The 21,965-nt window shown below is 39.4% G+C and carries 16 protein-coding genes, 17 tRNA genes and 1 rRNA gene; 2 read left to right on the top strand and 32 right to left on the bottom strand.

The window, feature by feature from the left end; translation table 11 throughout:
• Nucleotides 1–397: 397 nt before the first annotated feature.
• The 3 genes from J2S17_RS27645 to J2S17_RS27635 all read right to left on the bottom strand — a co-directional run bounded on the left by J2S17_RS27645 (nucleotide 398) and on the right by J2S17_RS27635 (nucleotide 6,137).
• Nucleotides 398–985 (bottom strand): CalY family protein, encoded by a 588-nt coding sequence (locus tag J2S17_RS27645; RefSeq protein WP_307480350.1) that lies wholly within the window; start codon nucleotides 983–985, stop codon nucleotides 398–400.
• 82 nt (nucleotides 986–1,067) lie between these two features.
• A complete protein-coding gene (locus J2S17_RS27640; RefSeq protein ID WP_307480348.1) occupies nucleotides 1,068–4,583 on the bottom strand; it encodes a M28 family peptidase in 3,516 nt (1,171 codons plus the stop codon).
• A 594-nt stretch (nucleotides 4,584–5,177) separates the two neighbouring features.
• Nucleotides 5,178–6,137, bottom strand: a complete 960-nt coding sequence (locus J2S17_RS27635) for an MBL fold metallo-hydrolase (RefSeq protein ID WP_307480345.1) — start codon at nucleotides 6,135–6,137, stop codon at nucleotides 5,178–5,180.
• A gap of 188 nt (nucleotides 6,138–6,325) precedes the next feature.
• Between J2S17_RS27635 and J2S17_RS27630 the strand changes: the two genes are divergently transcribed.
• A complete protein-coding gene (locus J2S17_RS27630) occupies nucleotides 6,326–7,072 on the top strand; it encodes a class I SAM-dependent methyltransferase (RefSeq protein WP_307480343.1) in 747 nt (248 codons plus the stop codon).
• 91 nt (nucleotides 7,073–7,163) lie between these two features.
• Here the strand turns inward: J2S17_RS27630 and yhbH are convergent, their stop codons facing one another.
• From yhbH to queG, 7 genes are all read right to left on the bottom strand, one after another.
• The gene (yhbH, locus tag J2S17_RS27625) at nucleotides 7,164–8,336 is read right to left on the bottom strand and encodes a sporulation protein YhbH (protein ID WP_307480340.1); all 1,173 of its coding nucleotides are present in this window, start codon (nucleotides 8,334–8,336) and stop codon (nucleotides 7,164–7,166) included.
• 350 nt (nucleotides 8,337–8,686) lie between these two features.
• Nucleotides 8,687–8,851: a hypothetical protein gene (locus J2S17_RS27620; protein WP_307480337.1), complete on the bottom strand. Its 165-nt coding sequence runs from the start codon at nucleotides 8,849–8,851 to the stop codon at nucleotides 8,687–8,689.
• A gap of 134 nt (nucleotides 8,852–8,985) precedes the next feature.
• Nucleotides 8,986–10,881, bottom strand: coding sequence for a PrkA family serine protein kinase (locus J2S17_RS27615; protein ID WP_307480335.1), 1,896 nt, complete (start codon nucleotides 10,879–10,881; stop codon nucleotides 8,986–8,988).
• 408 nt (nucleotides 10,882–11,289) lie between these two features.
• Complete coding sequence (nfsA, locus tag J2S17_RS27610; RefSeq protein ID WP_307480332.1) at nucleotides 11,290–12,045, bottom strand: oxygen-insensitive NADPH nitroreductase; 756 nt, start codon at nucleotides 12,043–12,045, stop codon at nucleotides 11,290–11,292.
• Between the two features lie 302 nt (nucleotides 12,046–12,347).
• Complete coding sequence (gene trmL, locus J2S17_RS27605) at nucleotides 12,348–12,821, bottom strand: tRNA (uridine(34)/cytosine(34)/5-carboxymethylaminomethyluridine(34)-2'-O)-methyltransferase TrmL (protein ID WP_307480330.1); 474 nt, start codon at nucleotides 12,819–12,821, stop codon at nucleotides 12,348–12,350.
• A gap of 68 nt (nucleotides 12,822–12,889) precedes the next feature.
• The gene (locus tag J2S17_RS27600; protein WP_307480326.1) at nucleotides 12,890–13,780 is read right to left on the bottom strand and encodes an amidase domain-containing protein; all 891 of its coding nucleotides are present in this window, start codon (nucleotides 13,778–13,780) and stop codon (nucleotides 12,890–12,892) included.
• 76 nt (nucleotides 13,781–13,856) lie between these two features.
• Nucleotides 13,857–14,990: a tRNA epoxyqueuosine(34) reductase QueG gene (gene queG / locus J2S17_RS27595; RefSeq protein ID WP_307480323.1), complete on the bottom strand. Its 1,134-nt coding sequence runs from the start codon at nucleotides 14,988–14,990 to the stop codon at nucleotides 13,857–13,859.
• Nucleotides 14,991–15,152: 162 nt separating this feature from the next.
• Between queG and J2S17_RS27590 the strand changes: the two genes are divergently transcribed.
• On the top strand, nucleotides 15,153–15,821 hold the full coding sequence (locus tag J2S17_RS27590) for a B3/B4 domain-containing protein (protein ID WP_307480320.1): 669 nt from the start codon (nucleotides 15,153–15,155) through the stop codon (nucleotides 15,819–15,821).
• 17 nt (nucleotides 15,822–15,838) lie between these two features.
• Here the strand turns inward: J2S17_RS27590 and J2S17_RS27585 are convergent, their stop codons facing one another.
• The 22 genes from J2S17_RS27585 to rrf all read right to left on the bottom strand — a co-directional run.
• Complete coding sequence (locus J2S17_RS27585; protein WP_307480317.1) at nucleotides 15,839–16,849, bottom strand: FecCD family ABC transporter permease; 1,011 nt, start codon at nucleotides 16,847–16,849, stop codon at nucleotides 15,839–15,841.
• A complete protein-coding gene (locus tag J2S17_RS27580; RefSeq protein ID WP_307480314.1) occupies nucleotides 16,846–17,886 on the bottom strand; it encodes a FecCD family ABC transporter permease in 1,041 nt (346 codons plus the stop codon). The genes J2S17_RS27585 and J2S17_RS27580 overlap by 4 nt, the downstream gene beginning before the upstream one ends.
• Nucleotides 17,887–17,905: 19 nt before the next feature.
• Nucleotides 17,906–18,826 (bottom strand): iron-hydroxamate ABC transporter substrate-binding protein, encoded by a 921-nt coding sequence (locus J2S17_RS27575; RefSeq protein ID WP_307480311.1) that lies wholly within the window; start codon nucleotides 18,824–18,826, stop codon nucleotides 17,906–17,908.
• 70 nt (nucleotides 18,827–18,896) lie between these two features.
• On the bottom strand, nucleotides 18,897–19,712 hold the full coding sequence (locus J2S17_RS27570; protein WP_307480308.1) for an ABC transporter ATP-binding protein: 816 nt from the start codon (nucleotides 19,710–19,712) through the stop codon (nucleotides 18,897–18,899).
• Between the two features lie 206 nt (nucleotides 19,713–19,918).
• Nucleotides 19,919–19,989 (bottom strand) — tRNA-Gly (locus tag J2S17_RS27565).
• Nucleotides 19,990–20,175: 186 nt separating this feature from the next.
• A tRNA-Leu gene (locus J2S17_RS27560) sits at nucleotides 20,176–20,256 on the bottom strand.
• 19 nt (nucleotides 20,257–20,275) lie between these two features.
• Nucleotides 20,276–20,364, bottom strand: a tRNA-Leu gene (locus J2S17_RS27555).
• Between the two features lie 22 nt (nucleotides 20,365–20,386).
• Nucleotides 20,387–20,460 (bottom strand) — tRNA-Cys (locus J2S17_RS27550).
• An 11-nt stretch (nucleotides 20,461–20,471) separates the two neighbouring features.
• Nucleotides 20,472–20,546, bottom strand: a tRNA-Gly gene (locus tag J2S17_RS27545).
• A 3-nt stretch (nucleotides 20,547–20,549) separates the two neighbouring features.
• Nucleotides 20,550–20,624, bottom strand: a tRNA-Gln gene (locus J2S17_RS27540).
• Between the two features lie 54 nt (nucleotides 20,625–20,678).
• Nucleotides 20,679–20,754 (bottom strand) — tRNA-His (locus tag J2S17_RS27535).
• A gap of 10 nt (nucleotides 20,755–20,764) precedes the next feature.
• Nucleotides 20,765–20,835, bottom strand: a tRNA-Trp gene (locus J2S17_RS27530).
• A 5-nt stretch (nucleotides 20,836–20,840) separates the two neighbouring features.
• Nucleotides 20,841–20,924: transfer RNA gene (locus J2S17_RS27525), tRNA-Tyr, on the bottom strand.
• A gap of 9 nt (nucleotides 20,925–20,933) precedes the next feature.
• Nucleotides 20,934–21,006 (bottom strand) — tRNA-Thr (locus tag J2S17_RS27520).
• Between the two features lie 5 nt (nucleotides 21,007–21,011).
• Nucleotides 21,012–21,087, bottom strand: a tRNA-Phe gene (locus J2S17_RS27515).
• Between the two features lie 201 nt (nucleotides 21,088–21,288).
• Nucleotides 21,289–21,365: transfer RNA gene (locus J2S17_RS27510), tRNA-Asp, on the bottom strand.
• Between the two features lie 4 nt (nucleotides 21,366–21,369).
• Nucleotides 21,370–21,443, bottom strand: a tRNA-Met gene (locus J2S17_RS27505).
• A gap of 47 nt (nucleotides 21,444–21,490) precedes the next feature.
• Nucleotides 21,491–21,566: transfer RNA gene (locus J2S17_RS27500), tRNA-Val, on the bottom strand.
• 4 nt (nucleotides 21,567–21,570) lie between these two features.
• Nucleotides 21,571–21,645 (bottom strand) — tRNA-Glu (locus J2S17_RS27495).
• Between the two features lie 33 nt (nucleotides 21,646–21,678).
• Nucleotides 21,679–21,771, bottom strand: a tRNA-Ser gene (locus J2S17_RS27490).
• A gap of 3 nt (nucleotides 21,772–21,774) precedes the next feature.
• Nucleotides 21,775–21,849 (bottom strand) — tRNA-Asn (locus J2S17_RS27485).
• A 28-nt stretch (nucleotides 21,850–21,877) separates the two neighbouring features.
• Nucleotides 21,878–21,965, bottom strand: a 5S ribosomal RNA gene (gene rrf, locus J2S17_RS27480); the annotation flags it as partial.

Raw genomic sequence — 21,965 nt, 5'->3', positions numbered from 1 at the left:
GACTACATTTTAAACGAAAAGGCGATTTTTTTGTGCACTTTTTTAGGGAAAAATGAAAACTCTTTAATCAGGACTTCATTTCGTGCATTAGATAGAAAAAGGAGCTGAACCTAAAGGTGTCGTTTTCATGACCCTTTTGGGACAGCCCCTTTATTAATAATGATAGTTTAGCTCGAACCATTCTTAGTAGATTTGATAGAAGAATTAAATATGCCCTTCATTTTTTCTTGGTATGCATCTCCTTACCCGAACATTTAATATCTCTAATTAATTTTGCATTTGCAAGTTGTTTTACTTCCCTAAACCCTTCGATTTTCGGACAAGCTTGGGCAGTATAAGCTCCATTCAAATAAAAAAAGGCGATGAAATATCATCACCTTTTCAAATCAATCTTCAATTATCTTTGTTCTCCAGGCTTCTGTTGAGCTGTAAATGTCCAAGTAAGGTTTAAGGCATCACCTTGGAACTGATTTTGATCTTCACCGTTATCTACAAATGCAAATTTTACGATCAAATCATCTGTAGAGCCGACTGGTAAGCCTTCTTCACCAAACATTGGATAGAAGATATTTTTATCTACCACTTCAGGACTCATATTTTTTAATTCTGCTAGAGTTGTACTATATATGACTTCATCGAATTTATTGACATTATATAAGAAATCTACTCTAATATGCTCACCGAAGTCTTCAGTATTATCGCCCTTGGCATCTGTGACCGTATAATCAGTATCTAGTAATACTTTCGCTATAGGAAGTGAGCCGTTATTACCTAATTCAAAATCTCGAATAAAGGAATCCCCTGGTTTGATATTATTCACATTAATAATCGAAGTTGGATTGATCGATAAATCTAATGTACCAGCAGCAAAAGTATTTGCCGTTACCTCCGTATCGCTGAAATACGCATATGTCCCTCCGCCAACTAGCGCAGCACCAAGCATAGCTGATGCAACTCCCATACCTAAACGTTTTTTGATACCCATTTTTATTTCCCCCTATTTCCATTTTTATTTTTTAAAGTTATTCCTGCTGCAACTAGATTTTGCTACAGCAGGAACACTATTTTTAAGCAGCTTTATCTGTTGTCTGTTTCATTGAGTTCTCACTAGACTGAGTAATTAATTCTTGAACTGCGGACTGGATCAAATCACCAACCATTTGAATTCTTTCTGGACTCACTCTTTCAATCGTATCTTGAGATGAATGGTACCATGGTTCAATACGGACAGCACCTGGAGGAGTGCCAGGCTCCATCCAAATAAAGAGTGCTGCATCAATGCCCGCTTCATGGAACGGTACATGATCTGATCTGCCTAACTGGTGCAGGGTATAATTCTCTTCATCAATATTTAATTGATCCGCAGCAGCCTCAATAGATTCCCATACTTCATTAGCTTGTCCATCGACTGTCGTTACATGCAGCTGTGAAGCTGGATCATAATTGGTCCCAACCATATCCAGATTATAGTTGGCTGCACTTCTCGCGATTTCATCATCAGATAACTGGTTCACATAATATCTAGAACCGGATAATCCTTGTTCCTCTGCTCCAAATGCAACGAACCTGACTTCTTTATTGACTGGTACATCTTTTAATATTCTTGCTAATTCAAGGATACTGCCTGTCCCTGTTCCATTGTCATTCGCACCTGGTGAAGTTCTGACACTATCATAATGCCCCGTTACATAGACAATTTCTGGGTTCTCTATCCCTTTTGGTTTCTTTACAGCAACTACGTTTTGAGACTTTAATCCATTGCGAATATCAAATTCCTGTGTAGAAACCTCATAACCTAATCTTTTAAACTCAGTTTTAATAAATTCTGCTGCTTCCTTTTCTTCTGCTGTTCCAGTGACTCGAGGACCAATACCAACACTTAAATGCTCTACATGGTCCATCACTTTCTCTGAATCAAATGCTATATCCCAGCGCTCGATTAAATATTCAGTATATGCTTTCAGAGAGTTAGCTGCCTTCTCTGTAATCATTCCTTTATTCTTCTGCTGATCGACTAGGACTATAAAACTTTGTAAATGCTTTGCTATCTTTTCAAGGTTTTCTTGTTTTTCAAATTGAGCAATTGCCGTTAAATGCAGTTTTAATGAACGCAGGACAGGATTTGAAATCTCTCCCTCCTGATTCAACCGATCCACTAATGCTTCTAAATCAGAAACGCCAGGAGCTTTATTCTCATCTCCTCCGATTGTAAAAGTAGCAGAATTGTAGCCTTTGCCTTTACTTGGATCATAGTCATTCTCAACATTTCCAGCTGGATCAACTGAGAAGTATTTTACGGTCGTTGTTTTATCAATGGTTAAGACTTCTGCATCTTCACGTGTGCCTTTTAGTTGAATTTTATCTGATTCAAAGGTTGGATTGCTGCCATCCAATGTGTAATACACAGTTGCCGGCTCGCTTGTTTCAATCGCTACTTCCACAGATTCTTGATATCTTCCACTTCCAGGTACTGCTACTGACTCTGGGTTAATATCATCTTCTGCTTGTTGTAACGCAACTTCCAGCAAACCAATTAATCCATTGGAGAACTCCATTGCTTCCTCATGGCCTTCTTCATAAGCCGGCTGGAAACCAACAGATACCCATCTATTTCCTTGCCATAAAGGCGCACCAACTTCAAAATTCCAAGCATAAATTCCTTTTTCATACCAGAGATAATCTGCTGAATTACCTCCTGCAGAATAGAGCACATCAGGGATTGGTCCCGTACGGGCTGGAAGGATGACCGTACCGCGATGATCCTGTATTTTTGCTAAGATATGTTCAGAAGCTCCCCAGTAAAATGCTTCTTCTCCAGCAGTCGGACGTGGGAGCGGTGTTCTGTTTCTATCGTACGCACCTGGTGACCACATAAAGTAGCCGCCATGGCTATGAATATTCATTGCAAAATCGATGTTCGGAAAATTATCTGCTAACCAGACGATATTATTCGCTTCCGGTTCAGAGTTTTTTTCCGGTCCAGCATAAGTATCACTTGTACAGCTGGTTGATCCGCCAATAAATCCATCATATACTGATCCAATTGCATGGTTTCTGTTTAAATCAACACCCCAGCTATTGCGTGCTGCAAAATCTGAAGCCTGCTCAGGAGCACAATAATTGGTCATATTCCTGCGCTGCATATTGTAATCAAAGAAACTATACTTCGCACCATCAGGGTTCACGCTCGGTACGAGGAAAATATCAAGATTATCGACAAGCTTTCTTGTTTCTTCATCATGTGCATAGTTTCGTAAAAGACGCTCAGCTGTTTCCATTGTCACGAGTGGTGTTACCCATTCGCGAGCATGTTCTTGAGAATATCCAAGCACTCCAGGTTTTGTGCCATCACGATCTTTACCTATACGGAAGGCTCTCACTGTTTCAGGATCACGCGAGACATCCTCCGATGCTTTTAAGCCATCCGTTAATGAGACAGACTTTACTTCTGCAATACCATCGCCGCTATTACCTCTATAAGTAGTAGCACTGACTAAATCACTTGCCTCTTGGTTCAAAGCTGTTACTACTTGCTTGGACGTGCTCGTAATATTGCCAGAACCATCTGTAGCCAATTTCACATTAATTTGTTCATCTTCAATGATGACCTCTAATGGGGCATTCTCTGTTCCTAGATTAATAAAATCCACTTTAATATCGTTTCCGCCCTCATGTCCCCAACTTTTAGATGTGATAGATACTGCTGAATTCGTAAAATTTCCGATTGTCGCCTGTGAATGGCGTCTATATCCATTTGTTTTATTAGGCATATCAATTATCTCTACCAAATCTGGAAATTCTTCTGCTAGCTGATCCATTTTCTCGTTGATTTCTACAGGATTCATATAGTGATCAACGAATTCCTTTACATAGTGTTCGCCTGGATCAGGACGATCTCCACCAAGCCATTCAGTCACATCACTTGTTGCCTCTGAACCTTGATTACTTGTAACTTTTATCGTCGCCGGAACAGCTTCAACCGGCAGCTCTAAGTAATGATAAAGATATTCTCCATAATCAACCTTTCTTGATAGAGAAGCAGTCTTCTCTTCTCCATTCACGGTCCAGGTTGCAGTTAAAGCAGTACTTGCTGCTGCACCAGCATTTGACTTAGCTTCAATATAGAGAAAAGTTGCTGATTGATTAGTGTAATGGTTCGCTCGTAGAATTTGCAGCTTTTCTGTTTGGGCAACGGCCTTTTCATTCTTTTTAACCGCTTTATTGATTTCATTGATTCTTTTTTCCCAAACTTGTTCTGTCATTACGGTTTCTTTTACTTTAATTCCATGCTTTTTCAATTGTTCAATTTCTGTCGGGGTTACAATCACCTCGGTTTCCCATACCCCATCATGCTCATGTATTCCATGGTCAAAATCAATTTCAAGCTCTGATAAAAGCTCGGCGGCTTCAGCATTCGGAATCTCAATCGTAACGATTTCTACAGACTCCTCTTGCGGGATTAATTCGCCTTTCTCGGTATCAGCATACGTAAATGTGCCGAAACCGGAGAATAACATGGATGCAACCAAAATCAAACTGGTTATTAAAACGATTAACCTTTTACTCAAATTGCTTTTTTTCAATCCATTGCCCCCCTAGTGATTTGTTTTATAGGATAAAAGGGTTAGCCCTCTATCTTCGATAAGAAAAAAAGAAATAAACGAATGGGATTACTTGCGATAACGTTTTCATTGATTGAATGGAAAAGGTCATATAAAACATAGAAGAGATTACTGAGGAGGACTTTTACTTTCAACCGGATTTTTCTTAATAAGAATCAATAAATTCTCTTATAAGAACTTTTGTTTAAGTATAAGAAGAAAACTATTAAAACACATGAAGCAAATGTCATATATTCATTTTTTTCTTAATTTTACAAATATATTGAAATAGGGTCTTTTGACTTATTAAATGTCTATTAATCTAAAAAAATGTAATATATCCACCAATAACCAAGTCTTTCATCACAGGATATTTGGTTCATTAATTAAATAAGAATTTATCGAATTATTACAATCTAAATAGTATTAAGTAAATAGATTTACAATAAATGGATCGGCTCAAGAAGGCTGTTCACGAAATCCTGCATATACAATTCTAAGGAGCTACAGCAAAATGCTCTTTATTTGGACAAAAAAAGTACTTCTAGCTTCCGCAAGAAGTACTCTTTTTTCACCTTATTGTTTCGCTAGTTTTTCCATCCTGTCGATCATTCCCATTGAGCCGACATTTAAATCTAATTGGATGATCTCATAGACTTCATTATCCAGCTTTACACCTCTTGTTTCCAAATAGGCCTGTACCTTTGCAAATAATGCAGATTTAATCTGTTCGGCAATCTCCGCACTTTCAACACCATGATTTGCCTTCCAAACTCTCTCAGATTCCTCTATAAAAATCGGCAGCCAATATCTCAGCTGAGCAAAGACTTGGACAGGACTGGCACTCATACCGTAATGGCCAAAATATATTCTTTCCGGATTTAAGCTTTCAATCTTTGTTGCAGATGCCAGCATATCTTCAGGACTGAATTGATTTGGCGATGTGGACGGAAGAGATAATTCAACCCCTTCTCTTGCCAGCTGCGGGTATAATACCCCAATGGTATCACCAGTGAAAACACCATTGCTGCCGGAGTCATGGATTGAAAAATGATGCTTCGCATGACCTGGCGTATCCATAAAGGTTAGAATGCGGTCACCAATCTTTAATGTGCGGTCTTCCTCCATTTCAACTAATCGCACATCCGGAATGGGCAAGATAGGATCAAATAGCTGATCGAATTTTTCTCCATACACAGCCCTCGCACCCATTATCAATTTGGACGGATCTGCCAGATGACGCTTGCCTCTCGGATGAACATAAACGGTTGCTTCTGGACAATGCTCAAGAAACAAACCAGCCCCGCCTGCATGATCTAAGTGAACATGGGTAACAATGAGATGCTTCACATCAGCTGGATCAAGACCTAGCTCCTTCAATCCAGCAAGTAAATGAGGAATGGATGGACTCGCGCTCGTTTCTACGATCGTAAGCTCATCCGCTTTAATCACATAAGCACCTGTTCGTTCCTGTATACCCATATCCATTAAATCTATCAAATATATATCATTTCCTAATTCTGTAACTCCTTGCATTTAAAAAGCTCCCTTCAGTCAAAAACTCTCTCTACGTTTTCTTCTATTTTCATATAGAATCTCCTTCAAAAATTTTTACATATCCAAAAGAAAGTAGCTAGTTGAGACAATTTAAATACCGCACTTCATTAAGCAGGATTCATTTCAGACTAGCAGAATATTAATAATAGATGAGGGGGATTGATAAAATGAATACAAAATTACTTAGTATAAATAAAGAAGCATGGGATAAAGCAGCTGAACGTTTTTACGGCAGAAATCCGCTTCCTGAGTATGGACCGCTTGCTCCTACAGAGGAGGAGCTTCAGTTATTCGGGGATGTTTCGAACAAAAAGGTTTTAGACATTGGTTGTGGAAGTGGACATTCCCTTTTTTATATGAAGCAACATCATGCATCAGAGCTATGGGGGATAGACCTATCAAAATCACAGGTGAAAGCAGCGAAATTGCTGCTAAAAAATTGCACACCACCCGTTCAGTTATTCGAATCTCCAATGGAGATTAATCCAGGACTGCCGATTAATTACTTTGATATCGTTTATTCCATCTATGCATTAGGCTGGACGACGAATCTCGAACAAACGCTTGGTCATATTCATTCCTATCTTAAACCAGGCGGGACATTTATCTTCAGCTGGGAGCACCCATTGTATAATCGTGTAAAACATACGAATTCTGAACTAATCTTTAATCAATCTTACCATGATGAAGGATCCTATGAGCATGAAGCATGGAGCCAGCCAGTCTTTATGCAGCAATACAAAATAAGTACTTACATAAACGCGCTTATTAGAAATGGGTTTGCTATTGATCAAATAGTCGAAGATATCAGCTTATCAGAATTGGATATAGAAAGGCATTCCAATCGGTGGTATTCTTACGAAAAAGCACAATTCTTACCAACGACACTTATCATAAAAAGCAGGAAATTGTGAATCCACATCGAAAGAGACTAAGCATCCATGCTTAGTCTCTTTGTGACCTGTTCGATTCTCAGCCTCGTTCCGACCCGTTCGGAACCTCTTTTTATGCATACATTTGCTTTTGTTCTTCTTCTTTAAAAAAGCTTTTCATAGCATTAAAAACATCCGCCTTTTGTTTTAAAATATAATATCGGAATAAGTCATTTTTAATATTTTTATAAGCAGACATGAGGGTAGAGTGGCGATTATACTGATTCACTTCCCCATAGCCAAACATACTTGAAACCTTCATTAACTCCTCAACAAGCTTAACACAGCGTGCATTATCGGAAGTTAAGTTATCGCCGTCAGAGAAATGAAATGGATAAATATTGTATCTTGTTGGATTATACTTTGTATCCACTAGTTCAAGCGCTTTTCGGTAAGCTGAAGAACATATTGTTCCTCCGCTTTCCCCTTTGGAGAAGAAGTCCTCTTCAGTTACTACCTTTGCTTCTGTATGGTGGGCAATAAACTCTATTTCAACTGTTTCATATTTTGTTCTTAAAAAGCGCGTCATCCAGAAGAAAAAGCTCCTGGCCATATATTTTTCCCATATACCCATTGAACCACTCGTATCCATCATCGCTAACACGACGGCTTTTGATTCAGGCTTCACAATTTCATTCCATGTTTTAAATTTCAAATCCTCTTGATAGATTGGATGGAACGATGCCTTTCCACTCATGGCATTCCTTTTATATGCAGATATCATTGTTCTCTTCTTATCTATGTTGCCCATTAACCCTGTTTTACGAATATCATTAAATTCAATATTCTCGACAAGAATTTCTTCCTGTTCTTTCTTTTTTAAATTTGGAAGTTCTAACTGTTTAAATAATGCTTCTTCGAGTTCCATTAATGAAACCTCAGCTTCAAAGTAATCCTCACCAGCTTGATCACCTGCGCCTTGGCCTTTTCCAGGTCCTTTTTCTCCTGAGCCATCTCTAGCAACAACATCACCTAATTTGCTTTCTCCATCACCTTGGCCCACGTGTTTATTCTTATCATAGTTATAGCGTATTTTGTACTCATCCAATGAGCGAATTGGAATTTTGACAACATCGCGGCCTTTGGACATGATAATACTCTCTTCCGTTATTAAATCAGGCAAATTATTACGAATGGCATCCTGTACTTTGTCCTGATGCCGTTGCTGGTCATCATGGCCTTTGCGATGGAGGGACCAATCTTCTTGAGAAACGACAAACTGATGGTTGTTATTATCCTCGGTCATTTACAAAGCCCTCCTTTTTTCATCATTCATGCACCTATTATCATGGGCAAACATACAATATACCGTCAAATGTGAATTTTAAATTAAATTAACAAAACTCTCCGATTAACAAGCCCTTAAAAGGCGAGGAAGAGAGGTGCAGTTTCACTTATACTAAAGCTCCCCCTTCAATACCCTTCCTCGATGCCAATTTATACTTCTTAAAGAGTAAAAAGAGTTGATTACTCTATCCTATGCGCCAACTCAGAATAATTTACAAATTATTTAGACAATTAAATAGGTGATTATAGGAAAGGACAAGCCCTTTTTTATGTCTCTGATTTAAAATAAGAAAAGAACCCGAAAATAAGCTAACTCGGGTTCTCTTCCTGCTTTGGATCAGATGTTTTACTTTTTTCAGCTAATTCTTCTTTTGTTTTCATTTGTTCCATTTCTCTTCCTAGATTCTTCATTTCTTCTTCAGTGCTTGCCATTGAACTATTCTTTGGCTTCTCATTCATATCAGTGTTTTTCATAAATGGTTCACCTCTACTATTTACTTACCCACATCCCTTTCATTTAAAACTTGTCGGTTTATAAAAATGGAAGTGAATTCAGCTTGATGGAAGCAAAACAGACTGACTTAAATCACATCAGTCTGTTGCCTATTTTACCTATTCAGCAAGCTGCCCACATAGCGCAGCAGATCATTAGCTGATGTAGAATTATAGCCATGCTCATCAATTAAGCGTGCGACTACCTCATTGACTTTCTTCAGCTGCTGTTCATCCGGAGTTTTTGAGGATGTTGTGATTTTCACTACATCTTTTAAATCGGCAAATAGTTTTTTCTGAATCGCCTCACGCAGACGATCATGTGAGTTGTAATCAAATCGTTTTCCTTTTCTAGCATAAGCAGAAATCCGAATTAATATTTCTTCTCTGAAAGCCTTTTTCGCATTTTCCGAGATGCCAATTTGTTCTTCGATTGAACGCATTAATTTTTCATCAGGATTAATTTCTTCTCCTGTTAAAGGGTCCCGGAGCTTGGCTTTATTACAATAAGCCTCCACATTATCTAGATAATTTTCCATCAATGTCTTCGCAGATTCCTCATATGAATAAACAAATGCCTTTTGTACCTCTTTCTTGGCAATTTCATCATATTCTTTGCGTGCAAGTGAAATGAAGTTCAAATATCTTTCTTTCAATTCCGGAGTAATGGATGGATGCTGATCCAAGCCTTCCTTTAATGACCGAAGAACATCAAGGGCATTAATAGAATATATTTCTTTTCTAATAATGGTGGATGATATCCGATTAATTACGTAACGCGGATCAATCCCGCTCATCCCTTCATCCGCATGTTCCTTTTTCATTTCTTCAACATCTGCCTGATTGAATCCTTCAACGGTTTTTCCATCATAAAGACGCATTTTCTTCACTAGATCAATGTCGCCCTTTTTCGGATCTTTCATCCTAGTTAAAATCGTGAACATCGCAGCTACCTTCAATGTATGCGGCGCGATATGAACATTTGAGACATCACTTTCCTGTATCATTTTCTCATATATTTTTTCTTCATCCGTTACTTTTAAATTATACGGAATAGGCATCACGATAATCCTTGAATGAAGTGCTTCGTTTTTCTTATTGGAAATAAACGAGCGGTACTCCGTTTCATTGGTGTGGGCAACAATCAATTCGTCCGCTGATATTAACGCAAATCGCCCTGCTTTAAAATTGCCCTCTTGTGTTAGAGAGAGCAGATGCCAAAGGAACTTTTCATCACATTTGAGCATTTCTTGAAACTCCATCATGCCTCTATTCGCTTTGTTTAATTCACCATCAAATCGATAAGCTCTAGGATCAGATTCCGACCCGTATTCTGCTATTGTTGAAAAGTCGATGCTTCCTGTTAAGTCTGCGATATCCTGGGATTTCGGATCAGACGGACTGAATGTTCCAATACCTACCCTGCGGTCTTCAGAAAACATGACTCTTTCGATAATGACATCTTCAATTTTCCCGCCATACTCTTCTTCTAATCTCATCATATTTAAAGGAGATAGGTTTCCTTCAATTCTTATTCCATACTCATCAAGGAAGTCTTTTCGCAAATTGTGCGGTATTAAGTGTAAAGGATCTTCGTGCATAGGGCAGCCTTTTATTGCAAAAACCGCTCCTTTATCAGAAAGCGAATAGGCTTCTAATCCTCGCTTCAACATGGTAACGAGTGTTGATTTACCACCGCTAACAGGGCCCATTAATAACAAAATTCTTTTCCTGACATCAAGCCTTTTAGCTGCTGGGTGAAAATATTCCTCGACTAGTCTTTCCAACGATTCTTCCAGTCCAAATAACTGATTGCTGAAAAACTTGTATCTTTTTTGCCCCTTCACATCTTCAATTCCAGAGTCCTTAAGCATGTTATACACTCTGGAATGTGCGGACTGGGCAACCCATGGCTTTTCTTTAATAATTTCTAAGTACTCTCTAAAAGTCCCTTCCCATTTCAGCTTTTCCTCTTCATGTCTATACATCTCAATTTTTTTCAGAATATCCATATGGACCTCCCCCTGTCACATTATCAGAGACGATTAATTTAATCTATGCCAGCGGACAAGCAAACATTCGTCATCTTAAAATAGTTTCATGCGAACAAACTCTTTTTTCCTGAATGAAAAGGTTCGCTCCCATAAAGAATCGTATGCTTATGTTTGAAAGAATATCCATCATTTGCATTCACTATTTAGATTTATTGGGATATAATAAATATATATGTTTTGTTTTTTGTAATTAATAGGAAGAAGGAGGCCATACATAATGGGTACAATTCTTATTTTAGGTGTTATGGTTGCATTTTTAGCTGCCATCTTCACAGCAGGCTATGATGACAAGCCGGGCAAAAATATAAAATAATTTGATCATAGGACGAAAAAGAAAAAACTGCTGAATAGATCAGCAGTTTTTTCTTATGACTTATTTAATCCTTTGCTCTGAACAAAATCTTTCATATACATTCTCTTTTTCTTATTCAACATATTTCCCATTTGCTCTGTCCAAGTATCTTTTCTTCTTCCAGCAGTACGTTCTTCATAGTACTTTGAAATGGTGTCATTATACTCTTCAAGCTCCGATAAATATTGGTCGCCATTCTGCTCATATTCATTTTCATGATAAATATGTTGAAATGGCAAACGCGGCTTTTGTGAATTTTGCTTGGCTGGATACCCAACCGCAAGGCCAAATAAAGGGATGACATGAGAAGGAGTATTAAGCACCTTACTCACGCCTTCGAGATTATTTCTAATCCCTCCTACATAGCATATGCCGAGACCCATTGATTCTGCAGCAATAACTGCATTTTGAGCTGCAAGTGCAGCATCTATTAAGCCCACCATGAATTTCTCGGTACTCTCAATGGATTCATTCAGTTCTTTCTCTTGCTTCTCCATCTTGCCAATCACCTGATGACGATGCAAATCTGCACAGAAAACCAAGAAATGACCATTATTCTCAACGAATGATTGATCGCCAGCTAGCTTAGCAAGCTTCTTCTTTTTGTCCTGATCGGTTACTCCGATAATAGAATAGGCTTGGATAAAGCTGGATGTCGATGCAGCTTGACCAGAAGTCACAATCGCCTCAATTTGTTCCTTCGTTAACGGCTTGTCCTCAAATTGACGAACAGAGCGATGATTCTTTATTAATTGTATCGTTTCATTCATGAGAAACTCCCCTTTATATATGTAGTTAGAAAACGTATCGATACTTGTATAAGCTATGGATATCGATTATCTTCTTATAGAAAATTCGATTGAGAAAAGGTCTGAAATCATTCAGACCTTTCTTAGCTGATAAGAAAGTTTAACTTAGTTAAAGTACTCATGTGAATATCCCTTAAAAATTGTGGATTCAAGTTAAACTATCGCATAAGTAAAACTATAGCATTCGCAATAGGACTTGGCGAACGCCAAGTTTTACTAGTGTGATTCCCTCACTAACACAAGGACAAAAAAGCTCGACCCATTTATTTTAAATTGCGATAATCCTGCTGCCTAAGGGCTTCATATATCAAGATGGCAGCTGTATTAGATAGGTTTAATGAACGGACATTATCATTCATTGGAATTCGCAGCGCCCGATCCTTGTTGCTTTCAATAATATCTTTTGGCAATCCTGTTGTTTCTTTACCAAAAATAAAATAATAGTCTTTTTCTTTATCACTATAATTAAAATCAGAATGTGGTTTCGTACCGAATTTCGTTAAAAAGAAAAATTCTCCACCAGCGTTTTTCTCGAAAAATTCTTCAATGGAATCATAATAAGTGATATTTACATATTGCCAATAATCTAAACCTGCTCTTTTCAACATTTTATCGTCGGTTGAAAATCCGAGTGGTCGAATTAAATGTAAAGTGGTATCTGTTGCTGCACAGGAACGTGCGATATTTCCTGTATTACTTGGAATCTCTGGCTGATAAAGAACTACATGCACTGACACTTGTTTCACCTCTATTTTATACTCTAAAGCATATTATATCACTCGGACTTTCTCATATAAAGAGAAGCTTACTTTACTTTAGCCTCGTCAAATATTGTGAAAAACTTGTACTTTATGTTAGGTGTGTAAGCAGTGGAATCTTCATAAGCCCAATACCTTTTTCTGCTGTTCGATGTATTGGCATTTACCAGTGGCATTCCATCCGCGTCATGACCTGTGACAATCGTTGTATGATCATACCTGCCATCCCCTTGAAAATCATAGCAAATTACATCTCCATGTAAAAGATCATCAGGACTAGAGACCTCTTTTGCCCTAATACCTATTGTAGATCCAGATAAATACATGCGCATTGAATGGGCAACTGACCAGCTATAACTCCAATTATTGTCTCTCATCCACCAACCCTTTCCTCGATTAGGATACCCTCTCATCTGGCCTCCGCCGGCATGCAAGCATTGTGAAATATAATTTGTACAGTTTACCTCAAAGGATTTAAATGCAGGATTGTGGCTATTCCACCAATTCTCTGCATACTGAACAGCCTTCAGCCTGTCGTACTTAAAATGTTTATAATCCCTTTCATCTACTTCATCCTCCAGCAGAATGAAATTTGATTCGTCCACTGATACATATGGATTTTTTTCAGTATCCTCTACAAGCACATCTTTATAAAACTCCGCCACCCTCTCCTCCACTTCTTCCTCTATAAAGAACGCACCTTTATGCTTAACGAGATATTGAAAATGGGCTTCATAATTAACAGTAGTAATTTCGTTTACTTTCCCACCAAATTCCTTCAGCCTTCCTGTTGCCTTGGCTTTTACAATCTCTGCCTTTCTTTTCATCATACTCTCTTTTTTTCTTTCAATTTTTGGACAGGTCTGACCCAATTCCAGTGATTCTTGAACACATTGTTTCACTCTCTTTTCCAACTGTTCTTGAAGCTGAGCTCTCATTTTCGTCACTCCTTCCATATTCATTCATATGAGAAGCAGTGTGTTTTCAATATAAAAAAATGAGGGGAATTCCCCCTCATTCTTCAATCAATTGTAACCCTTTGGTTATTTCGACCCTCACTTCTTCGTCTTGCTCCATATCTATTGCATGCTGAAGTGCTGTCTTTGCACCGTCGCCACCAATTTTACCAAGAGACCATGCGGCAGTTCCGCGAATGACAGGTCTAGGATCAGATGTTAACAAAATCGTTAAATCCTCTATAGCCGTTTCATCTTTAAAATGGGCCAGAGCAATAATTGCATTACGTTGAATCGGCTTTTTTCCCCTCCATGAGCCTGACAGTGAACCAAACTTATCCTTGAATTCGCGATTGCTTAAGTGAAGAATCGGTTTTAAGAGCGGTTTTACCACTTCAGGCTCAGGCTCCATTTCCTTATGAAAATGAAAATCTTTGCCTTTATTTTCAGGACAGACGGTTTGGCAAGTATCACAGCCATAAATCCGGTTGCCGAGTTCAACGCGGAATTCTTCTGCTAAAAACCCTTTTGTTTGGGTTAAAAAAGCAATGCAGCGCTTCGCATCAAGTTGTCCGCCTTGAACCAATGCACCTGTTGGACATGCATCAATGCATTTATTACATGAACCACATCGATCTTCCATAGGCTCATCAGTCTCAAAAGGAATATTTGTAATGGTTTCACCCAAATAGACATATGAACCAAATTCCGGAGTGATTATCGAACAATTTTTCCCGCTCCATCCAATACCTGCACGTTCCGCAACAGCCCGATCTGATAGTTCTCCAGTATCAACCATTGATTTAAGCTGAACGTCCGGTACCTTTTCTTGTAAATATGCTTCAAGCTTATTTAATCTATCCTTTAATACGTAGTGATAATCTTCCCCCCAAGAAGCGCGGCAAAAGATTCCCCTCCGTTCTCCTTTTTTACTTGTCACTCTTTTACTCATTTTCGTAGGATATGCGAGAGCAATAGAGATAATTGATTGAGGACGATCCAACAGCAAGGAGGGGTTTACCCTTTTCTCAATGTCCGGCTCTTCGAAACCCGATTGATAGTTCAGTTCTTGCTGTTTGACTAATCGATTCCTTAAACCATCGAAAGTGGATGCTGTTGTAAATCCTATCTTATCAATGCCGATTGTTTTACTATAAGAGATTAAATCCTCTTTTAGCTCTGCTATATTCATGATTTGACCTCCTTATTCATTGCAGAGGCGGCTATGGCCCTCAATATATGAGGAGCGCTGAGCTTAAGCACTTTCAGATTTTATTATAGGTATTTCCATTTCATTTAGTGAAACACTCATTTTATGATAAACTATTTTATATATAATTGGGAGGTGGAAAGGTTGGAAATAAGTATTTCACCGAAGCTATGTGCATTATTCCCTCAAATGAAAGTTGGAATCATTCGTTATCGGGATATAGTAGTAGAAAGCTCACCACAAATGATAAAAGGCAGGCTTCAGCTTTTTCAGGAATCTCTTTTTTTTGATTTAGAAGAAAAAAACGTAACTGATTTAGACGGAATTAAAGAGTGGAGACAAATTTTTAAAAAGGCAGGAAAAGATCCAAATCGCTACCGCCATTCTGCTGAAGCGTTATACAGAAGAGTTAAAAAACAAAACTTTCTCCAGAGTGTAAACAGCTCAACTGATATAAACAACTTTTTTTCTTTAAAATACCAAATCCCGCTCGGTATTTATGACTCTAATAAGATTGTTGGCGATATTGTATTACGGCTTGGGGAAGAAAACGAAGAATACTACGGAATAAATGGAAGAAGTAACTCATTACATAACTTGATTCTTCTATCCGATGAACAAGGTCCTTTTGGCAGCCCCTTTGTTGATTCGGCAAGATCTTCAGTCAGTGAAGATACCTCTAATGCTGTACAAGTTGTTTTCCTAAGACATTCAATTGCACCTAGCGAGGCACAGGAAATGATTGAGTCCTTAAAAACTATGTTTCTGCAGGTCCATGGTGGAACAGCTGAAATAGAAATAAGAGGGTGCTGATTGGCACCCTCTTATTTCTATTTATTCTTTGACATTAGATACATGAAATAAGGAGCACCAATAATAGAAACGATAATTCCTGCCGGTATACCACTTGGGTCGAGAATTACTCTACCAATGGTATCTGCAGTTAATAATAATATAGCGCCCGTCATGGCAGCCACTGGAAGGAAGAGCTGATGTCTTGGCCCGACCAGACTCCTTGCAATATGAGGTGCCATCAGGCCGACAAAAGCTATTCCTCCGCTTACGGATACAGACGCTGCAGCGAGCGCAACCGCAATCATCAACAATATATACCGTTCTTTCTCCACTTTCACGCCAAGTCCAATAGATAGATTTTCATTCAAGCTCATTGTATTTAAAATATTTGACTTTCGAATAATAGTTGGAAGTAGAATGATTAGCCAAGGGAGAAGCGCCATAACAAAAACCCAATCATCTCCCCATATTCTTCCTGCCATCCAGTTAGCAAAAAAGTCATAGTCTTCACGAGCAATCTTTGATGCCAGTGTTAAGATAGCTCCGGAGATAGCTGCTGATAAACCAACACCGACTAAGAGCATCTTCCCTGGATCAATTCCTTCTCCCTTTTTATAGGAAAGGACATATATAATAATAGCTGTGAGCATACCTCCACCAAGAGCAAAGATCGGGAGAAAGTAAATAGAACTACCTGAACCTCCGCCAAATATCATCACAAAAAAGACAACGGCCAACCCTGCTCCCGCATTAATCCCGAGAATACCAGGGTCAGCAAGCGGGTTTCTAGTAATACTTTGCAAAATAGCACCAGAAATAGCCAGACCCATACCTGCTAAAATGGTTACTAATATTCTTGGCAGTCTGAAAGTGAAAAGGATTAGTTCTTCTCTAGGCGTCCCTTGACCAAATAGCGTGTACCATAAGCGCATTGGAGATAATGAAGCGAATCCTGTAGAAACGCTAATTACAAATACTAAAATAAGAGCAATCGCTGCAATAACAATCGTCATTTGTGCTTTTCTTAACTTTTTGGAATTAATCATTGTATCGCCCTTCCTTTCCTTGCAAGATAAAGGAAGAAAGGGACTCCTAAAATGGCAACAATTGCGCCAACCGGTGTTTCAAAAGGAGGATTAATCATTCTCGCTGCTGTATCCGCTAAAACCAAAAACACACTACCAATAACAGCTGAGCAAGGAATCACCCAGCGATAATCAGTCCCTACAAGAAATCTTACAATATGAGGTATGAATAAACCGACAAACGCAATGGCTCCTGCAATGGAAACAGCTGCACCAGCTAACACTAAAACGATAAACATTAATACTGCTTTTGTTATAAATGTTTTCTGTCCCAATCCTTTCGCAACTTCTTCACCAAAACTTAAAATCGTTAATCCTCTCGATAGAATAATTGCGATTAGAATACCGATAAAGACTGTTGGGGCTACTAATTTCAGCTGCCCCCAAGTTGTGCCTGAGACACCACCAGCTGTCCAGAAGGCAATACTTTGAGATAGTTTATTGATAAGCGCCAATCCTTCCCCTAGAGAAGAGAGAAGTGCAGATACGGCTGCTCCCGCAAGTGTAATGCGCAGAGGAGTCATACCACCTCTCTTCATTGCACTCATTCCAAAAACAAGTGCTGCACCAATTCCTGCCCCAAGGAAAGAGAATAGCATTAAAGTAAAATAACTCGAGTTTGAAAAATAAGAGAACGCAATCGCCAACCCTAAGCTGGCACCAGCATTTAACCCCAATAGACCTGGATCTGCCAGCGGGTTCCTGGTCATGCCCTGCATGATGGCGCCGCTCACTGCAAATGCCGCACCTACAATAGCCGCTCCAAGCTCTCTAGGCAACCTAAGACTCATGATAATTTGGTCCGTTTCTCTTGAACCATCGTAGGAAAATACGGCTTTCCATACATCGAAAAAAGCAATATTTGCAGCGCCTACTGATATAGCAAGCACTAAGCTTAGTGCGAGAAGCAAAATGCTGATTGTTAATATAGTCGTGCCTATTACTGGTCTGGAGTAAACGTCTGTTTCCTTTTTCTGTCCTGGGTTTATAGGTTTCATTGACTACTTCCTTAAATAATTATTTTGCTTTCGTTAAATTATCAACGATAAATTCCAATTCTTTCGCTAAAGAAATCGGATCGTTAAAATAAAATGAAGCAGAATCAAAATTAATCACACGACCTTCTTTAACAGCTGGAATACCTTTCCATACATCAGTTTCTGTAAATGAATTATCTCCACCCTTACCATCACCTAGGAAAATATAATCTCCGGCGTATTTAGGAATTACTTCAGAGGAAATTGCTAAATATCCAGGGCCAAATACTTCATTCTCAACGCTTTCTGGGGCTTTTAATCCAAGTGCTTGATAAATGACTTCCGTTCCTCTACCCCAATTATCGCCGTAAACATACATGTCTTTACCGAATGTTTCAAAGACCATAATTGTTGCCTCTTCACCAATAGCGTCCTTCACTTTTTTACTTTCAGCTTCAGTCTTTTTATTCCATTCATCTACCCAAGCTTTTGCTTCATCTTCCTTATTTAATATCTTCCCGATTTCAATATGCGCGTCTAGATAGCTGTATTTCTCATAAGTTAATGCTACAGTCGGTGCAATTTCTTTATATTTTTCCAGATTTTTATCCGTCGAAAAGGTAATAATTAAATCCGGTTCTAATTCTAGTAATTTTTCATAGGAATCTTGTGTTACAACTTCTGCATCATCCAGCTTGCCTTCAAAGAATTTGTTTCCAAGTGCCCACTCATCAACTGCAATTGGCGTAATGCCAAGAGATAATACGTTCCCGGCATAGGATGAAGCAATCACTGCAACCTTTTTTGGTTCAGCAGGCAATTCAATTTCACCTTCTTCAGATTCATACATTCTTGTATCAGACTCCGCATCTTTCTGTTCAGAGGTGTTTGATTCATTATTTCCACAGGCAGCTAATAACCCTACTAATATAATCAATATAAAAAATAATGGCTTTTTCATTTTTTCATCTCCAAATATCTATCGATATTAATAATCATTCTCAGTAATATGTAAAAAATAAAGCTTAGGCTCAACTAATTTGTTCTTGAGCCAAAGCGTTTGTTTCGATTAAATCATAAGTCAAACATATAGGCTTTTTCGTTCTTGGGTCCAGTCCAACTTCTGCATCAATATTAAATACTTCCCGCAATACTTTTCTTGTCATTACTTCTTTTGCACTGCCGTTTTTCTTGATGGTTCCCTCTCTCATAGCAATCAGGTGATCTGCAAATCGTGCAGCATGATTCAAGTCATGGATAACCATAACAATGGTTCTATTTTCTAATTGATTTAACTCTTTTAAAAGTTCAAGAACTTCAAGCTGATGACATAAATCGAGATATGTAGTTGGCTCATCTAAAAGAATAATCTCAGTCTCCTGTGCTAATGCCATTGCTATCCATACCCTTTGCCTTTGTCCACCTGAAAGTGCATCGACTTCCCGATCTTTAAAAGCAGAGGTTCCTGTTACATTTAGTGCCCAATCTATCACCTTGCGATCCTTCTCGCTTAACCTTCCCATCCCTTTTTGATATGGAAACCTTCCATACGAAACAAGTTCTGCTACGGTAAGGCCTTCTGGTGCGTCTGGAGATTGAGGCAGGATAGCCATTTTTTGAGCTATGCCTTTAGTTGATTCTTTACTGATTTGTTTCCCGTCAAGATAAACCGACCCAGACTTTGCTTGAATAATTCGTGCTACAGTTTTAAGAACAGTTGACTTGCCGCATCCATTCGGTCCTATAATTGCAGTGATTTTCCCGTCTGGAATAAACATATTCAGATCTTTTACAATTTCATGATCACCATAAGCAATTCTTAAATTTTCTGTAAATAATCTCGACATGATGCCCCTCCTTCTCTATAGCATTTTCAGAAGTTGTTACTAGTTGAAAAATATTAATTGATAATGATTATCAACCTCATATGGATTTTAAACAAAAAAAGAGGATCTGTCAACAGCTATTTATTATAGAACTATGATGAATGTCAAATCGTCCAAAAAACACCAATTTGTTTTAAACAAATTGGTGTTAACGTAATGTATGTTAGAGCGGGTGAAGGGAATCGAACCCTCATCATCAGCTTGGAAGGCTGAGGTTTTACCACTAAACTACACCCGCAACTATTTATTAAAGAAATCTTTCATTTTGTTACCGCCTGCAAAACATGCCTCTTCCTCTTCTAGCTTATTCAAGGAAGCTAATGTGTCGAGGCAACTCGATGTTATCTCATGGATGTTTCGCTCGTGGCTGAGGTTTTACCACTAAACTACACCCACACTCATCTGAGTGCTTATTTAATAATGATACCGGTGGCCGGGGTCGAACCGGCACTCCAGAGGAACACGATTTTGAGTCGTGCGCGTCTGCCAATTCCGCCACACCGGCATATTCAATTATTAAATTATGGTGCCGAGGACCGGAATCGAACCGGTACGGTAGTCACCTACCGCAGGATTTTAAGTCCTGTGCGTCTGCCAGTTCCGCCACCCCGGCTAAGGGATTGTTAAAAATATTATGGAGGCGGCAACCGGATTTGAACCGGTGGTGAAGGTTTTGCAGACCTCTGCCTTACCACTTGGCTATGCCGCCGATAATATAAATGGAGCGGAAGACGGGATTCGAACCCGCGACCCCCACCTTGGCAAGGTGATGTTCTACCACTGAACTACTTCCGCATATGGCTGGGCTAGCAGGGTTCGAACCTGCGAATGACGGAATCAAAATCCGTTGCCTTACCACTTGGCTATAGCCCATTTATATACTTTATGAAAACCTCTTATAAAATGTTCATAAAAAATTAATAAAAATGGGGCGACTGATGGGAATCGAACCCACGAATGCCTGAACCACAATCAGGTGCGTTAACCACTTCGCCACAATCGCCATGAACTGACAGGGGTAGTAGGAATTGAACCCACATCAAAGGTTTTGGAGACCTTCGTTTTACCATTAAACTATACCCCTATGCATGGTGGAGGGGGGCAGATTCGAACTGCCGAACCCGAAGGAGCGGATTTACAGTCCGCCGCGTTTAGCCACTTCGCTACCCCTCCAAAAATAAATGCCGGCGAGAGGACTTGAACCCCCAACCTACTGATTACAAGTCAGTTGCTCTACCAATTGAGCTACCCCGGCATAAATGGTGGCTCAGGACGGAATCGAACCGCCGACACAAGGATTTTCAGTCCTTTGCTCTACCGACTGAGCTACTGAGCCAAATAATATTTACGTTCCTAAATCTAGTTGCTGCTTAAAACTGTGCGGCAAAGCCCTTTGGCCTTTGTTGCAGATTTCAAAATTCACTATTCTTAGAAGTATCACTTCGAAGCTGTGATTTTTAAAATCCTCTACCGACTGAGCTACTGAGCCAATTCTTAAACAATTATTGTTTCTAACTTGTTCTATAATTATGTAAAATGGCGGTCCGGACGGGACTCGAACCCGCGACCTCCTGCGTGACAGGCAGGCATTCTAACCAACTGAACTACCGGACCCAGATTGCGGGGGCAGGATTTGAACCTGCGACCTTCGGGTTATGAGCCCGACGAGCTACCGGACTGCTCCACCCCGCGACAATGTTATTTATGGAGTTTTTTCTATACTCCATGCAAACGATAAATGGTGGAGGATGACGGGATCGAACCGCCGACCCTCTGCTTGTAAGGCAGATGCTCTCCCAGCTGAGCTAATCCTCCAAAATGGTGACCCCTACGGGATTCGAACCCGTGTTACCGCCGTGAAAGGGCGGTGTCTTAACCGCTTGACCAAGGGGCCATTTTATTAATTTCAATTATTAGAAAGGTTAAATGGCGGAGAGCAAGGGATTTGAACCCTTGAGACAGCTATAAACCGCCTACACGATTTCCAATCGTGCTCCTTCGGCCACTCGGACAGCTCTCCATATGGCTCCGCAGGTAGGATTCGAACCTACGACCGTTCGGTTAACAGCCGAATGCTCTACCACTGAGCTACTGCGGAATAATATATAAAGTTATGTATATCTTTCGCCCGGCAACGTCCTACTCTCACAAGGGGACAGCCCCTAACTACCATCGGCGCTGAGAAGCTTAACTTCCGTGTTCGGTATGGGAACG

The sequence above is a fragment of the Cytobacillus purgationiresistens genome (assembly GCF_030813235.1).
In the GTDB taxonomy this organism is placed as follows: Bacteria; Bacillota; Bacilli; order Bacillales; family Cytobacillaceae; genus Cytobacillus; species Cytobacillus purgationiresistens.
The sequence above is the reverse complement of the archived record's forward strand: the minus strand, read 5'-3'. Positions and strand labels throughout refer to the sequence as shown.